General features: G+C 36.2%; 9 protein-coding genes. 6 read left to right on the forward strand and 3 right to left on the reverse strand.

Features of this window, described 5'->3' with window-relative positions; genetic code table 11:
* Positions 1 to 85 precede the first annotated feature (85 nt).
* Positions 86 to 1,087: a gluconate operon transcriptional repressor GntR gene (gene gntR / locus OCU90_RS18045; protein WP_081089980.1), complete on the forward strand. Its 1,002-nt coding sequence runs from the start codon at positions 86 to 88 to the stop codon at positions 1,085 to 1,087.
* A gap of 115 nt (positions 1,088 to 1,202) precedes the next feature.
* On the opposite strand, the gene OCU90_RS18050 is transcribed toward gntR, so the two are convergent.
* Both OCU90_RS18050 and OCU90_RS18055 read right to left on the reverse strand, forming a co-directional pair.
* The gene (locus OCU90_RS18050) at positions 1,203 to 1,985 is read right to left on the reverse strand and encodes a siderophore-interacting protein (RefSeq protein ID WP_061023296.1); all 783 of its coding nucleotides are present in this window, start codon (positions 1,983 to 1,985) and stop codon (positions 1,203 to 1,205) included.
* A gap of 201 nt (positions 1,986 to 2,186) precedes the next feature.
* Complete coding sequence (locus OCU90_RS18055; protein ID WP_017094988.1) at positions 2,187 to 3,665, reverse strand: peptide MFS transporter; 1,479 nt, start codon at positions 3,663 to 3,665, stop codon at positions 2,187 to 2,189.
* A gap of 537 nt (positions 3,666 to 4,202) precedes the next feature.
* Here OCU90_RS18055 and OCU90_RS18060 point away from each other — a divergent pair.
* Positions 4,203 to 6,017 (forward strand): recombinase family protein, encoded by a 1,815-nt coding sequence (locus OCU90_RS18060; RefSeq protein WP_061023298.1) that lies wholly within the window; start codon positions 4,203 to 4,205, stop codon positions 6,015 to 6,017.
* A gap of 104 nt (positions 6,018 to 6,121) precedes the next feature.
* On the opposite strand, the gene OCU90_RS18065 is transcribed toward OCU90_RS18060, so the two are convergent.
* The gene (locus OCU90_RS18065; RefSeq protein ID WP_061023300.1) at positions 6,122 to 6,706 is read right to left on the reverse strand and encodes a hypothetical protein; all 585 of its coding nucleotides are present in this window, start codon (positions 6,704 to 6,706) and stop codon (positions 6,122 to 6,124) included.
* Positions 6,707 to 8,174: 1,468 nt separating this feature from the next.
* Between OCU90_RS18065 and OCU90_RS18070 the strand changes: the two genes are divergently transcribed.
* The 4 genes from OCU90_RS18070 to OCU90_RS18085 all read left to right on the forward strand — a co-directional run bounded on the left by OCU90_RS18070 (position 8,175) and on the right by OCU90_RS18085 (position 13,839).
* Entirely contained in the window at positions 8,175 to 9,083 is a 909-nt protein-coding gene (locus OCU90_RS18070; protein ID WP_061023302.1) for a hypothetical protein, read from the forward strand.
* A 74-nt stretch (positions 9,084 to 9,157) separates the two neighbouring features.
* The gene (locus OCU90_RS18075; RefSeq protein WP_061023304.1) at positions 9,158 to 10,720 is read left to right on the forward strand and encodes a type IV pilus modification PilV family protein; all 1,563 of its coding nucleotides are present in this window, start codon (positions 9,158 to 9,160) and stop codon (positions 10,718 to 10,720) included.
* A 472-nt stretch (positions 10,721 to 11,192) separates the two neighbouring features.
* Complete coding sequence (locus tag OCU90_RS18080) at positions 11,193 to 11,903, forward strand: BspA family leucine-rich repeat surface protein (protein ID WP_061023309.1); 711 nt, start codon at positions 11,193 to 11,195, stop codon at positions 11,901 to 11,903.
* 142 nt (positions 11,904 to 12,045) lie between these two features.
* Positions 12,046 to 13,839 (forward strand): BspA family leucine-rich repeat surface protein, encoded by a 1,794-nt coding sequence (locus OCU90_RS18085; protein WP_081089981.1) that lies wholly within the window; start codon positions 12,046 to 12,048, stop codon positions 13,837 to 13,839.
* Positions 13,840 to 13,926 lie beyond the last annotated feature (87 nt).

Consider the following 13,926-nt stretch of genomic DNA (forward strand, 5'->3'; position numbering starts at 1 on the left):
CATTTTACTAAATTAGGCTTCAAATTCCACGTCAGTCGGATACACTGTTACCAGTAACATAACTCAAAAATAATAATTACTAATTATGTCGAATAAGAAAAAACGTCCAACATTACAAGATGTTGCCAACTTAGTTGGTGTCACAAAAATGACCGTCAGTCGCTGCCTGAGAGACTCTTCTCAAGTATCAGAAGCACTGCGAGATAAGATCAGCGCTGCAGTAGACGAGCTAGGTTATATCCCTAACCGCGCACCAGACATTCTTTCCAACGCAAAAAGCAATGCGATTGGTGTTTTGGTCCCCTCGTTAACTAACCAAGTTTTTGCTGAAGTTATTCGTGGTATTGAGCAAGTCACCGCGCCTGCGGGTTACCAAACCATGATTGCTCACTATGGCTATAGCGCAGAACTGGAAGAGCAGAGCATCGCTTCGCTGCTTTCTTACAACGTTGACGCGATTATCCTTTCAGAAAACGTTCACACTGATAGAGCGCGTAAAATGCTGCAGACTGTTTCTATCCCAGTGATTGAAATTATGGATTCGGTGTCTCCCCGTATTGAACAAGCGGTTGGCTTTGATAACTTCGAAGCGGCAAGAGCAATGACCAAAACCATGCTCGACCGGGGGCGAACCAATGTTGCTTACTTAGCGGCTCGTATGGATGAACGTACGCGCTTAAAAATGGCCGGTTATGAACATGCGATGCAAGAAGCCGACAAAACGCCAGTAACGCTGCAAACGGAAGACGCTTCCTCGTTTACTCTTGGTGCAAAACTGATTGGTGAGTTACTTGAGAAACACCCTGAAGTGAATGGCATTTTCTGTACTAACGATGATTTGGCCATTGGTGCTTTTTACGAGTGTGTACGACGTGGTATTCAGGTACCAGAGCAGATGGCGATTGCAGGTTTCCACGGACACGACATCACCGTGGCGATGACGCCGCGTTTAGCGACTGTAGTAACACCTAGGGAGCAGATCGGTAAAGTCGCTGCAGAGCAAGTTGTAGCGCGTTTGCAAGGTAACAATGAATGGGTGGCAAAGCTGGATCTTGGTTATGAGATTGAAGTAGGTGAGAGTATCTAATCTTACACTTCGGCTTTGATCTTCATCGGATTCAAACTAAGACGCCCTTAACGATATGAACTTCGCTAAGGGCGTTTTCTATTTATCTAGCAAAAAGATGTATGTCGTAACAGACTTAACCTGCTAAAGCTTGAGCATCTTGTTGCTTCAACACTTTGTGGCCATCTTCAGTGACGCCACGTTTCCAATAACTACTGATGTAGATGTTCTCTTTCGCGACTTCTTTTTCGTTGCGGAAGTACTGTCTTAGTTCGCGCATGCTTTCAAATTCACACGCCGTCCAAATCGAAACCTGCCCCTCTAACCATTCTGTGTTGCGAACTGTTTGTGAAAGTGTTTCTTTAGTTGCATCTTCAATTAACCAAGTGACTTTTATACCTTGAGGTACTTCAAGTGTTTGCTTGTCTGCTGCTGAATTGATCTGAATGACAGCGTGGCCTGCTGCGTGTTCCGGAAGCGTTTTTACTTTTGCAGAGAGCGCAGGTAGCGAAGTCATATCTGCCACCAAGAAGAACCAATCCGATTCTAGATTCAGCCCTTGAATTAATCCAGGGCCTGCCACTGAAACCGTGTCACCTACTTCTGCGTTCATTGCCCATCTTGCAGCAAAGCCACATTGCAGATCTGTGGTGATGTGGCGTACGAAATCAACCTCAATCGACTTTTCGACAGGGTTGTACTGACGAATGGTGTAAGTGCGCATGGTTGGGCGCTCACCTTCGTTCAGTTGACTTAAATCTGTGGTGCCGAGTGGCGAGAACAAAAGCTTGATGTAGCCGCCGGCACATTCGGTTGGGTACTTACTTAATCCTTCACCGCTAAGCGTTATACGCTGCATATTCGGTGTAATGGTTGAGGTTTGAGTAACGGTTAATGTGATAGGGCTAGGCTTGCTCATATAAGGCTCTCTTAGATTTTGATTTCCACATCATAATCCTGAACAAGAAAACACTCAATACTAATAATTATCATTTACTTTTATTTACACAAGCGCAACGTAACTTGAACCCGATATCAATAGAAACAAAAATATCGACAAAAAAAGCCCTTTAGAAAACTAAAGGGCTTGGTGTATTGGAACTGTTTAACGTGAGCAGAATTAGCTGTTTGCTTGCTCTAGTTCGATAGTTTCTTCAGCGGCTTTCGCTGCTTCTAGCATCTTACGAATAATGAACGATGCAGCCATTGCGATACCCACCATTACAACCGCTAGGATAGTTAATAGTTGGAAGTAATCACCGTAAACCGTTTGAACGATTTCTTGTGTGATCTCTTGGCCTTTCTCAAGTGCAATAGACGTTGAGAATACAGCACCAACAATGCCTGATAGTGCGATTGCGACAGAGAATAAGCTTACTGAGAAGTTCTCGATGTGCTTAGGTGCAACAGACAGAATGAATGCTACAACCATAGAACCAACAATAACCTCACCAAATGCTAGGAAGAAGTGGATTGCTAAGAACACTTCAGGGCGAATCAGAATATCTTCACCAACGGTTGTTACTGCCATCGTTAAGATACCGAAAGCGATCGCCGTCAGAATGAAAGAGAAACCTACTTTGGTTGCGGTAGAGAAATGAATGTTTTTCTTTTCTAGTTTAGAGAAGATGCCCGTAATGATAGGGCCTGCAACCATACACCAAAGTGGGTTCATTGCCATCGACGCTTCAGGGGCTACTGGGATGAAACCGAATAGATCGCCACGCATTGTGTTGATTGCAACCATTGTCATCGATGTCATCATTTGACCGTAGTATACGAAGAAACATGTCGTCAGGAATGTGATGATTAAGATCGTGCCCATCTTCAGCATGTCTGACTTCTTCGATTTCATCATCAAAGAGACAAAGTAGATGATCGCTGCACCACCAATTGCGTACACGATGTTCTGGCCGATATCCATGTTAGAAAACATGAAGAATACCAAACCAATCATTGCAGCAGAAAGGCCAAGGAACGCAGCCCAGTGTTTAGTGCTTACTGGTTTTTGGTCGATTTCAGCACTTGCTTCAACAAGGCCTTTGCGAACAAAGAGCATCATCAGAAGTGCGGCACCTGCTAGAGCAGCTGAAAGAAGGAAGCCACCGTGGAAACCAACAACAAGCACTAGCATCGGGAACAAGTACTGGCCTAAAAGCGCACCAATATTGTTGACTGAGTAGTTGATAGGGTAGCAGTTTTCGAAATCTTCCTGAGTTTTGAACGTGCGTTTGTAAAGACTTGGGTAAGAAGGGGACATCAAACCACGCGCATAACTCGCTAAAGCAATACCACATAATGCCATTGGAACATTGGTCGCCGCGGCACCGAGTACCAGTAGAGCATAACCACTTGCGAACCCTAGAAAGGCAATGGTCAACGATCGGTATGCGCCTAAAAATTTGTCGGCGATGAAGCCACCTGCAATAGCAAATAGCGGTCCGATTGCAGAGAAAGCACCAACAACCATCATTGTGTCGGCTTCATTGTAGTTAAGATCTTCAAGGAAGAAACGAGTCAAGATCACCATGACGCCATAGAACGAAAGTCCAAACATCATTTGGCAGAACATCATTGATTTGTTTAATCTATTCCACATTATTTTATTCTCACATTAGTATTAAGATGTAGTGTAATAACCTAATTATAATACCATCACTAGCAATACATAAAATGAAACATGCATCCCAAACAGAACTTTACTCGATATACCTTTTCTTATGAGTGCATTGATATTTCTCATGAATGAAATTTGCAATGTTAGATTTTGATAATGGATGCATAACTGTGAGAAATTTAACTACCTTCATTTGTGGCTAAGTAATGAACGGATAAAGGAAAAGTTAACATTGGCCATCTTGTAAAATGTTCAAGTGAGTATCACTTTCAATTGGCTGTTGGATTTTAGTCAATAAAAAAGCCAGCTTGGTGGCTGGCTTTTGTTTGGATATCGAAAACTAAGTTTACAATAACGGTTCTGAGTGAGGCGATTTCTCATAGTGCGTGTCAACGATGTATTGCGTTTCAACTATTCTCTGTATCTCGACTATTCATCGCATCTAGCTATTCACACGGTGGCGCCATGTGGATAAACATATGCTAATATCACTACCAAATGGGTCTTTATGGTTGTGATATGAAAAAAGCATATTCTTACATTCGTTACTCTTCACCTCAACAAGCAAGCGGTGATAGCTATCGCCGCCAACTGGCGGCTACACAAGCCTACTGTGATGCTCATGGCTATGATCTTGATACTGAGCTATCCATTTACAAAGAACTTGGTGTAAGTGGATTTAAAGGCGACCAAGAGCACTTAAAGCAATTTATCAATGATTGTGAAACGGGAAAGGTCAAGAAAGGGAGCTTGCTTGTAGTCGAAAACCTTGATCGGCTTTCTCGACAAGCGATTAATGTCGCTATGCGACAATTCCTGAGTCTTCTCGAATACGTTGATATTTACACCTTACAAGACAAGAAACACTATTCGAACAATGACGGGCGAGATAGTGAAAACCAACTTTTAGACATAATGACAAGCCTTATCATTATGTCGAGAGCGCACGAAGAAAGCCTTACAAAGCAAAAAAGACTAAAAGAATCTTGGTCAAACCAAAGAAAAAACGCTCATAAAATCAAAATGAGTGGCTGTTATCCTCATTGGTTGGTTAGGTCTGACGATAAAACGGAATTTTTTATCAAAGAAGACCGAGCGCAAATCATCAAAGATATGCTTGATATGTGCATAAACGGACTGGGAGCAACTCAAATACTGCGCCATTTAAATGAAAACCTTGAAAAGTACCCACCACCATCACTCAAGAAAGAGTTTTGGGTTAGGTCAACGGTTAAACGACTTTTGTCTGATCGAAGATTGCTTGGTGAGCATCAACTTTACAAAGGGCATCATGCCAACCGTGAACCTGTTGGTGAGCCAATAAAAAATTATTTTCCACAAATCATTGATGAAAAAACATTTGTTAGTGCTCAAATTTCATTAAAATCAAGAAAAATCGGTGCGGGAAAAGTAAAGAAAGGAGTTTTCTCGAATGTTTTTAGAGGTTTTTTGCGCTGTGGTCATTGTGTTTCAACAATGGAATACGTCAACAAATCAAGCAAACAAGCTTCCACGCTGTATTTAACTTGTAGTAATGCAAAGCGAGGGGGAGACTGCAAACACTCCAAACATTACCGTTATACACCGTTAGAGCACATGTTAATTCATTTATCTACGGCTAACGGTTTTATGCCAAAGCCTGAACAACCAAATGATTTACATCAACAAATGGAATTACTGAAACATAAAAAGGAACAATCCAATAAAAAGCTCTCTGTATTACTTGAACAAGACTTTACTGCGCCTTTGATAGTGGCAAAGATGGAACAATTAACGGTAGACATTGGAAAACATGATGAACAAATAAGAGATATTGAAGAAAGACTGTTGATAATAAAGCCTGATTATCAACATGAAGAACTGTATCACGATGTGATTATTGAATCTGATACAACAAAGAAGTTTACCAATAGAACGATGTTTAATGGTTATCTGAATAAGAAAATTAAGAGTGCATATATTTATTCAATAGGACTATTGCCCTGTATTTTATTTAAAATGCAAAACAAGAATGTCCATACACTTGTTTTAGACGAACGTTATAATTTTGGAGGGTGTACGTTACCAAATGAAAAAGAAACGCTTATAAGGCTAAATGGTGAAGCCTTAGCACCTGTTGATGAAGTTATCTGGAAGATGCTGAACAATTTGATTGATTTGTTGGGTGATGTTGATGAGAAAGACGAATCGATGATCAAATTGGGTAGGAAAATAAGTCTTTTGATGAGTAAATTTATTATGGATAATCAAAATAACGATTTGTTAAATGAAATAATGATCTTAATTAAAAAAAATAGTCGCAAAGCGACAGTCTCTGAAAATTGTAAGGGCTGAGTCTTTTGTATGATTTTAATTATGAAAAATGTTTTATTTTTAAGGTCATTTTTGCCCCCCTAAATGTAAAAGGCTGGTGAACAACCACCGCCTTTCCTCTAAACTTATAATCTCTCGAAATTAAAGTATTTCTCAACTTGATAAACTTTCAAACGATCATGGAAAAAATCCCCATTATAACAAATATCCTCTAAAATAGCTTTTTTAAACTTTAAAATAGGTGGTAAATCATTCTTAACACCATAAAAAAGCCTTGTTCCTGAGTAGAGCCTCATAAGACTTTCTTTTGGTATAAATGCAAATTCGCCCTCAACAACAACACTGTTTAAAAGTTCTTTTTCAAGTTCACCATAATCAAACTCGAGATTAACGTGTATATACATCGAATAATAAATATTGCATTTATTTTTTCTTTTTGTATCCAACTTCTCTAAGAATCCGTTTTTAACAAGACTTCTGACAATTCTTCGAGTGTTTGAAACATCTAATTTTTCTTTATTGATTATATTGTAGTTATTAACAAATGCTAAAACATTTAACTCAAAAACCTCATCTTTTTTAGACAAAAAACCAAATCTTAATACATAATCAACCATTTGTAAGAACACATAAAGTTCTTTTTTTGTTAAAGAACTATCAACAAAGCCATCTAAAACCGAATATTTGTCTATAAATCTCTTTTGTTTCATATAAAACCCTCTTTTATTAAATCTATATAAATAAAATACCACACATATAAAAGGTGTCAATACTGACACCCATAAATATTAAAAATAAACAAGAATTAAAATTATTTTTTAAACAAAAGCGCAAGTAAAAAATGAACACATTTCAAAAAAACCTTATTTTAAGGGAACAAATCAAATACAAAAGACTTAAAAAATTAAATCAAAGATAATAAGGTATACCATTATCTTGCGTTTGGTGGTTTTTTATGGGTGTCAAAAATGACCTTAAAATTATTTAACCGAAATAAGAAAAAGATTTTTTTAAACAAGCAACTTAACAATAATGAAAATATTAGTGGATTTAGATTCATACTCCAAGATCTTGCTATGGAGTATACTGAAATTAATCTAAAAATTTAGATTGAAAAATTGTTGTAAGTTTTGACAACTTTTTTATACTCCATACAAAATGGAAATAGTTATAATTCTAAAAATTCCCCGAGAAAAATTACATTGCAAGACGAAAGGTATATACTCTACTCCAGTGTGTTGGAGTATTTTTATAAACCGTAAAAGTATCATCTTCGCTCAATACAACATCCTTCCAGTCAAAGGTAAGCAACTTAAAATTAAGAATAGAGAGTTTAACATTCTGATGGTGGTACATAATGGATAAAGTAACTCAATGGACAGACACACGATTTTGCTCTTTCCAGAGAATGTTTGAACGAAGTGAGTAATCGCTCTTTTTATTGAACTCGTAAAGTTCTCAACTTTGCTCTATATATTAAATCTTTTAAATAGATATATATATTATATAGCGATCACGACTTGTGTTAAAAAAAACGATCACGACTTGTGTCTTTTTGATAAATGGTCAGTTTTAGACTTTATTTGCTTCTTTCGAGCTATCAATTTTATAACTCCCTGAGTTATGACAAGCTACGTTACGACAATCTGGCTGTACTAAATTTAAGACATAACATAATCAAAGGCATACAATTTCGCTCTTTCCAGAGAATGTTTGAACGAAGTGAGTAATCGCTCTTTTTATTGAACTCGTAAAGTTCTCAACTTTGCTCTATATATTAAATCTTTTAAATAGATATATACATTATATAGCGATCACGACTTGTGTTAAAAAAACGATCACGACTTGTGTCTTTTTGATAAATGGGCAGTTTTAGGCTTTGTTTGTGTTTTGTTTTAATGAGGAGTTGTGAATTAGTGGATGGTTATTATCTTTGGATTGATAATTATTTTTAATTTAATAGTGGGTGTGAGGTTGACTAAAAGTATAGTTCTGGTAGAACTTCTATTAAGGCAGAAAAAAAACCTTCATAAAATGAAGGCCCCCTCTCTTAACGCTTATAACTTTCCCCAAAGTTAACTACAATATAAATCTAATTTAGGATTTGTCAAGAGTTAATTTTGAAAAAAGTTGTTTTTCTGTCTGATGATTATAACAAAAACGGAAGGATATAACAAAATGACTTATAAAAACAAATTTAAAGAAACATTTTTCAACATCAATAGAAAACACCTAACTGACAAAAGTGTAAAATCACGCTTTATCAACCCTTCACTAAACGAATCGCAATTAAAGTTTAGAAACTACCTATTATCACGCACTCAAATGATGAAAGATAAGAAAAACACTTTCTTTGTATCTTTATCAACAAGAGACTCTAAGCGTTGCGACTACCCATTTACCAACGAAAAATCAATCACAAGCATTGTTAGCGAGTGGAATGACCCTTATTTCGATCTATCATATGAATATGACCATACAACGGAAAGACAGGCACTGAGAGTGGCTGTAAACCCTGTATACTTCGATGATTTTGCCAATGCTTCACTTCGTGTGGAAATCACCTCTGTAAACACTAAATCTTTTTCAATCTTTGCAAGAGAATTGAAAAACATCTTTATTTCATCAAATGAAGAAAATTACATATACCTAAACGATTTTTGTGGCGAGGCAAACAAGTTTAATACCACTTCTATTACATGTTTGAAGATGCGTCATCAAACATTCAAACACGCACTAAAAAAAGCCCTAAACTCATGTAAAACTGTTGATTCCGAATCAATTAGATGGTGTAGAAAAACATACAGATTTTTCTACAAACTAACTACGGCTACAACAACATTTAAAGAAATGGTTAAAAATATTCAAAAATTAGGTTCTGAGCATGTTGTGGGAATTAAAAACTTGCTTAATAGCATCCGTAATACGCCTAAAAATGAAAAAACTAATGAACAGCACAGCTTTGCTCAAAAAGAAGCAAAGGACGCTTTAAACAGCATAAATAACAACAAAGTAAACGAAAAAACAAATGACAAGATTTTAAGTGATGAAGAATTTGAGGACTTTATACTTAATTTTGAGTTTTAAATTAGAGTTAAGCTCCATTGTGTTTTTTGAATTATTTTAAATAAATGGTTTAATATAAAAAAAAGGAGATTTTTATGAAAAAATATGGATTCACATTAATAGAGTCATTAATTGGTTTGTCAATTAGTGCTATTGCCGTTGGTGGCATAATGAAGTTTCAAGCAAAAAACACAGAAAAAGAATTAACACAACGATTTATAGACCAGTCTTATGAAATAGTAAGGGCTGTCGATCATAGGATTGCAGTCGATGGTTATGATCCTGATTTATGGACTAATAAAACGTGGAAAAATGAATCAGAAATAGTTAATAACTTGATAAATAAAAGCTTAACATCAAAACATTTAAAAAACTGTAGCGGTGGAACGTGGAATCCTGCAATAAATTCAGAACAAAAAACAAAAATAATTGCATGTAAACAGTGGGAAACAAGAAATAATAATGGAGAATCAATGAAAGCCAATATTTCTGTTGACTCTTCTGGTTTTATCCAAGGTTTTAACTTATACATAAGCTATACAAATAATGCAGATTTCAAAAATAACTTTATGAACATAAAGAAAGCAATGCTGAAAACAGAAAATGGTATAAACCAAGAAATCACAGGTTCTCATTACATTGATTTTGTATCAATTGGCACAAAATCAGAGATTGCTTCTTCTAAATGCTTACAAAATTTAAGTGATTGTGCGATAAGGTTTTCCATTGATAGAAATGGAGGGAATGAATATATTCGTGCCGATGGTTCAAATTCAATGATCGGAGAGCACCTTACGTTTGTAGAGACAAAGGGGCAAGCCCCAATGAAATGTGTAAGGTGGAAAAACACAAAGGGTGATGGTTCTGGGGTGTGGAGTAGAAATGCATTAGATGATTGTGGAGTTGGCGTATATAAAGAATCTGGTCATCCAGCAGTTGTTGATGTGGCAGCAGAATCAGGCACATTTGAAAATATTTTACTTGATAGAGAGTGTAACAAGTATATTAGGTCTGGGAATGATGTAATTGCATCAGGGAAATCCCCTTGTGGAACAACATCAAATGGTGAAATAGTTCAAGTAGTAGAAAACATTCAAGCAAGAAAAGCGACAATACAAGATGCTTCATTTGCTGTTGCTAATATTAAATCATTAAAAGCTGACACTATATCCACAAAAACTCTGGAAGCTTCATCGTTAATCAAATCTTTAAATGCAGATTTTAGTGGTTGGGTAAGAATTGGCGGCAATGCAACAGTTTCAGGAAATTTGAAAGTTGGCGGTCTTACTGCTTTAAAAAATGCCACTGCTGATGCTATCGGGACGACCAGACTTGTGGCAAATAATGTAACATCGAAAAAAGGTAGATTTGACGAAACAAGTGCAAGAGATAAGATGTCTGCGCCAATAGGCGATTTTGATAACATAAACAGCGAATTAGCTAAAATTAAAAACGCTATGAACGAACTAAGTTCATCTAATAACAATGATGGTTTAGAAGCTTTGTGTAATTCGATTGATGACGTACACATATCCACATATTGTGCAGGAGGAGGTAGACATGAACGTAGGTATCATAGATATAGAAGTTATTATTGGGATAGTAAAAGCAAACAATGCGAAAATCGAACCTATGATAGACGTAGTGGAACTTGTTAAATATAGTTAGTGAATAACCACTGTCTTCTGGCGGTGGTTGTTTACCAGTTGCAAAAAAAAATTATTACAATATTCAGTTTGTGAGTAATTAAAATAAAAGAACTCTTTCGAGTTCTTTTTAATACAGTTATTAATTGGAGTTGAACTTTTTCTTTCATATGGTTTCATGTATTTATGAATTAATTTAAATAAAGGAAGTTAACTTTGTACAATCTAATTATAGCATTATTGGCTATTTCACTATTTTCATCGGCATTATGGGTTGGTGTAGATTATTTGAATTATGAAAAACATGATCAAAAGATCACTAAATCAAAAATAATAACTGATTTTCAAACTTATGAACTGGCTATAAACACTTATAAAAAAGCAAAAAACATATACCCATCGAATAGTAATTGGGAAAACGACATGAAATCTTTGAAGTTAATGTTACCCAAAAAATTCCGAAGGGTTGTATAAATATAATGCAATGCAAAGCCCTTATGATAAATCGGCTCAAATTGTTGGTGTTTGCTTAGAAAAAAACATAAAAAGTTCATACTTAGGAGTTGTAGAATCTCTACATGAAAGAGGAATCACTGTTTTATCTGACACATGTTTTTCTTTGGAAGATAAATTATTGGTCAAATCGGAAAAAACTGTGCATTTTGCATTGACTCAATGGATTGAGGTGGATTGGAGACATGTAAACAAACCTACTAAAACAGGCGTAAGCTATGGTAAGTGGTCTAATTGGGTAAATGACGGTGCAATCTTCCATTGTGGTACATATTCACCTGACGCTTCAACTGTTAATCAAGGGAAAAGCTTCACTCAAACGGCTTCATGCAAACAAAAACAGAAACGTACAAGAGATGTTTTTGATGTTTATAGTAATGGAATAACAACAAAAAGGGATGCACAAAATCAAGAAAAAGAGATCTCTACAAATCATTCAAGAAGTGCAATAGGGACAATCCCTTGTATTACAAGATCTGATTTAGAATCTATGGTTATTAATGGTGATGATGTTACAAGGGTGAATACAGGATGTATTACTGATTTCGGTGGTATTTTTTATAGATCAGATTCATTTAATCAAGACATTAGTGGATGGGATGTGGGAAATGCTTTTTATTGGCGTAAATTCTCCAATGATTCAGGTTTGTCAGAACACCAAAAGCCGAATAAGTTTAGGTAATTTCAGAAAAAGAACTCTTTCGAGTTCTTTTTTTTGTTTAATACGGTCATTTAATTAAAGTTAAATTTATGAGAGATTGATTATTTTCATTTTTATGATTTCATATTATTAGCAACAAAATATTTTAATAAAAGGATTTAATATGAAAAAAATAATAATGTTAACTCTTGCAATGTTAGCGAGTGGAGTGTCAATGGCTAAATACGTAGTCATTGTTCAGAATGGCAATGGTTCAGAATATAAAATAAAAGAACCAACAAAAACAGGAACAAGTTACGGCAATTGGTCTAATTGGGTGAATGAAAGTGCAATTTTCAATTGTGGCACATATTCACCTGACGCTTCAACTGTTGATACAAGTTCAAGGGTTAATCAAACGGCTTCATGTAAACAAAAACAGAAACGTTCAAGAGATGTTTTTGATGTTTATAGCAATGGAACTACAACAAAAACCGTTGAAAATGAAAATAAAAATATTGATGTTACTGATTCAAAGAGTGTTTTTGGGTGTATAACAAGATATGCTTTAAAAACCATGATCTCCAATGGTGATGATGTTACTCAAGTTAATACTGGTTGTATCACTGATTTTAGCTCGCTGTTTTTTTACAAAAAATCATTTAACCAAGACATCAGTGGTTGGGATGTTTCAAGTGGGACTAATTTTGCGGGTATGTTCTTTGGTTCAAGTTCATTTAACCAAGACATAGGTGGTTGGGATGTCTCGAAAGGCACTAACTTATCCTTTATGTTCAATTCCGCTAACGCATTTAACCAAGATGTAAGTGGTTGGGATGTATCGAAAGGCACTAATTTTGCGGGTATGTTCAGTAATACAACTGCATTTAACCAAGACATAGGTGGTTGGGATGTATCGAAAGGCACTAATTTTAAATATATGTTCGGTACTGCAACCGCATTTAACCAAGACATAGGTGGTTGGGATGTATCGAAAGGCACTAATTTTGCGGATATGTTCGGTAATGCAACTGCATTTAACCAAGACATAGGTGGTTGGGATGTTTCAAGTGGGACTAATTTTGCGGGTATGTTCTTTGGTTCAAGTTCATTTAACCAAGACATAGGTGGTTGGGATGTCTCGAAAGGCACTAACTTATCCTTTATGTTCAATTCCGCTAACGCATTTAACCAAGATGTAAGTGGTTGGGATGTCTCGAAAGGCACTAACTTTTCCTTTATGTTCAATTCCGCTAACGCATTTAACCAAGATGTAAGTGGTTGGGATGTATCGAAAGGCACTAATTTTGAATATATGTTCGGTACTGCAACCGCATTTAACCAAGACATAGGTGGTTGGGATGTATCGAAAGGCACTAATTTTGCGGGTATGTTCAGTAATACAACTGCATTTAACCAAGACATAGGTGGTTGGGATGTATCGAAAGGCACTAATTTTGAATATATGTTCGGTACTGCAACCGCATTTAACCAAGACATAGGTGGTTGGGATGTATCGAAAGGCACTAATTTTGCGGATATGTTCGGTAATGCAACTGCATTTAACCAAGACATAGGTGGTTGGGATGTTTCAAGTGGGACTAAATTTGCGGGTATGTTCAGTGGTTCAAGTTCATTTAACCAAGACATAGGTGGTTGGGATGTCTCGAAAGGCACTAACTTTAGTTCTATGTTCTGGTCATTTGGTGGTTCAAGTTCATTTAACCAAGATATAAGTGGTTGGGATGTATCGAAAGGGACTAATTTTGAACATATGCTCCATAATGCAACTGCATTTAACCAAGATGTAAGTGGTTGGGATGTATCGAAAGGGACTAATTTTGAACATATGCTCCATAATGCAACTGCATTTAACCAAGACATTAGTGGTTGGGATGTTAAGAGTGCAATATCTTGGACAGGTTTTAGAGAGCAGACTTCATTCGACAAAACCCTTTCCCCACCTAAGTTTAGGTAATTTCAGAAAAAGAACTCTTTCGAGTTCTTTTTTTTACTTCCGCTTACTCCAAGTTTCAATTTATCAAGCTTTGGCAAGATCTGAGTT

Source organism: Vibrio splendidus (assembly GCF_024347615.1).
Taxonomy (GTDB): domain Bacteria; phylum Pseudomonadota; class Gammaproteobacteria; order Enterobacterales; family Vibrionaceae; genus Vibrio; species Vibrio splendidus.

Excerpts from the sequence above, each read along its gene's own strand:
- gntR (WP_081089980.1), top strand. The coding sequence starts at position 86 with ATGTCGAATAAGAAAAAACGTCCAACATTACAAGATGTTGCCAACTTA.
- OCU90_RS18050 (WP_061023296.1), bottom strand. The coding sequence starts at position 1,985 with ATGAGCAAGCCTAGCCCTATCACATTAACCGTTACTCAAACCTCAACC.
- OCU90_RS18055 (WP_017094988.1), bottom strand. The coding sequence starts at position 3,665 with ATGTGGAATAGATTAAACAAATCAATGATGTTCTGCCAAATGATGTTT.
- OCU90_RS18060 (WP_061023298.1), top strand. The coding sequence starts at position 4,203 with ATGAAAAAAGCATATTCTTACATTCGTTACTCTTCACCTCAACAAGCA.
- OCU90_RS18065 (WP_061023300.1), bottom strand. The coding sequence starts at position 6,706 with ATGAAACAAAAGAGATTTATAGACAAATATTCGGTTTTAGATGGCTTT.
- OCU90_RS18070 (WP_061023302.1), top strand. The coding sequence starts at position 8,175 with ATGACTTATAAAAACAAATTTAAAGAAACATTTTTCAACATCAATAGA.
- OCU90_RS18075 (WP_061023304.1), top strand. The coding sequence starts at position 9,158 with ATGAAAAAATATGGATTCACATTAATAGAGTCATTAATTGGTTTGTCA.
- OCU90_RS18080 (WP_061023309.1), top strand. The coding sequence starts at position 11,193 with ATGCAAAGCCCTTATGATAAATCGGCTCAAATTGTTGGTGTTTGCTTA.
- OCU90_RS18085 (WP_081089981.1), top strand. The coding sequence starts at position 12,046 with ATGAAAAAAATAATAATGTTAACTCTTGCAATGTTAGCGAGTGGAGTG.